Source organism: Spirillospora sp. NPDC046719 (genome assembly GCF_040645715.1).
In the GTDB taxonomy this organism is placed as follows: domain Bacteria; phylum Actinomycetota; class Actinomycetes; order Streptosporangiales; family Streptosporangiaceae; genus Spirillospora.
On the sequence record NZ_JBEYYT010000872.1, the window covers coordinates 1 to 1,535 of the forward strand.

The 1,535-nt window shown below is 77.9% G+C and carries 1 protein-coding gene and 1 pseudogene; one reads left to right on the plus strand and one right to left on the minus strand.

Going from position 1 to position 1,535, the window contains the following annotated elements; translation table 11 throughout:
* Nucleotides 1–1,258 (minus strand): FAD-dependent monooxygenase (locus ABZ914_RS51135; protein WP_500201787.1); only part of this gene is annotated, 1,258 nt, incomplete at its 3' end.
* Nucleotides 1,259–1,331: 73 nt separating this feature from the next.
* On the opposite strand from ABZ914_RS51135, the pseudogene ABZ914_RS51140 reads away from it, so the two are divergent.
* A pseudogene (locus ABZ914_RS51140) lies at nucleotides 1,332–1,535 on the plus strand (TetR/AcrR family transcriptional regulator); the annotation flags it as partial.

Below are 1,535 nucleotides of genomic sequence, written 5' to 3' on the forward strand. Positions count from 1 at the left end.
CCGGTGGATCGTGCTGGTGCGGGCCCTGACCGGCCGCAGAGACCGCGGCGGGACAGGCGGGGCCGGCGGGCGGCCGCCACCGGAAGATCATGTCGGCCTCCCGGACGAGCGCGGTCGGGCCGAGCAGCCCGGCGAGGCGGACGGCGGCGTCGCGGGCGGCGACCGGCACCGCGCCCGTCAGCGCCGTCATCCGCGCGAGCCGGTGGGAGCGCCGCATCACCTGGGTGGTGCGGCGCCGCCGGGCGGCGGTGTAGGCGGCGAGCGCGGCCGGCATGTCCCCGCGGGTCGCGTGGTGGGCGAGCACGACCGCGTCCTCGATGGCCTGGCAGGCGCCCTGGCCGAGGTTGGGGGTCATGGGATGGGCCGCGTCGCCGAGCAGCGCGGTGCGTCCGCGGTGGAACGCCGGCAGCGGCCTGGGCATGTGGTAGACGTCGTTGCGGAGCACCGCGTCCGGGTCGACGCCCTCCAGCAGGGCGGGGACGGGGTCGTACCAGCCGCCGAACAAGCGCAGCAGTTCGGCGCGCTCGTCGCCGCCGGGGGCGCGGGCCCCCTCGGGTGCGGGGGCGGTGGCGTACAGGTAGGCGCGGTCGCCGGTGAGGGGGTTGATCCCGAAGACGGTGCCGCGGCCCCACGCCTCGGCGGGGGTGAAGCTGCCGGCGGGGGCGCGGGTGACGGCGCGCCAGGCGGTCAGGCCGGTGTAGCGGATGGGGGAGCGGCCGGGGAACAGCGTCGCGCGGGTCGGGGAGTGGATGCCGTCGGCGGCGACGACGAGGTCGGCGGTCTCCTCGCCCGTGACTGCGCCGGTGCCGGCACCGGGGGCGGGGCCGGTGGTGCTGGTGGTGACGGTCGCGGGGGTCGTGGCGTCGCCGGGGGAGGCGAGGGCGGCGGTGGAGTTCAGGCGCAGGGCGCCGTCGGGCAGCCGGGCGGCGAGCAGGTCGACCAGGGCGGCGCGGAGGGTGACCACGAGCGGGTCGCCGTAGCGGTCGGCGGCGGTCTGGATGGAGGTGCGCGACAGCCATCGCCCGTCGGCGCGGCGCACCCCGCCCTCGCCCTGGAAGGCGTTGAGGGCCCGGACGGGGTCGCCGGCGCCGATGGTGTCCAGGGCGCGCAGCGCGTTGGGGCCGATCGCCAGGCCGGATCCGACGGGTTCGAGGGAGGCGGCGCGCTCGTGGAGCGTCACCGTCCAGCCGTGGGCGTGCAGGGCCGCGGCGGCGGTGAGGCCGCCGATCCCGCCGCCGATCACGATCGCGTGCGCCATTGCGGACACCCCTTCTCACTACAGCCGTAGTCGGATACTACGCCTGTAGTGAGCCGCCGGTAGGATCGGGGGCATGACGTCCCCGCGCGCCGAGCTGGTCGCCGACACCGCACTCGCGCTGCTCGCCGCCGCCGGCATGCGCGGCCTCACCCACCGCGCCGTCGACAAGGCCGCGGGACTGCCCGCCGGGTCCACCTCCAACCTGGCCCGCACCCGCGCCGCGCTGCTGGAGCTGGCGTTGCGGCGCCTCACCGAGCTGGAGCGGCGGCGGTTCGCC